Below are 292 nucleotides of genomic sequence, written 5' to 3'. Positions count from 1 at the left end.
TCTCCCGTGTCTTAAGACAAAGTACCATTGGCGCTGGAGCGTTTCACGGCCGAGTTCGGAATGGGATCGGGTGCAGCCGCTCCGCCATAACCACCAGGTCGGCGAAGAACACAAATATGAGAAGCTGGTTGTCTTTCGTGCTTTTATCATCATCAAGCTTTGCTTGATGGATATTGTAAATGGGAGTGATCAAGTCGATCGAGCTATTAGTACCGGTAAGCTACATGCGTTGCCGCACTTCCACACCCGGCCTATCAACGTGGTAGTCTTCCACGGCTCTGATAGGGAATAC

2 rRNA genes are annotated in these 292 nt (G+C 50.7%); both read right to left on the bottom strand.

Going from position 1 to position 292, the window contains the following annotated elements:
* A 5S ribosomal RNA gene (gene rrf, locus QSJ70_RS27525) occupies window positions 1-98 on the bottom strand; the annotation flags it as partial.
* A gap of 87 nt (window positions 99-185) precedes the next feature.
* Window positions 186-292 (bottom strand): 23S ribosomal RNA (locus tag QSJ70_RS27520); the annotation flags it as partial.

This window comes from Brucella sp. NBRC 12950 (assembly GCF_030268145.1).
Lineage (GTDB): Bacteria > Pseudomonadota > Alphaproteobacteria > Rhizobiales > Rhizobiaceae > Brucella.
Note: the sequence above shows the minus strand (reverse complement) of the source record. Positions and strands in the feature narration are given on the sequence as shown.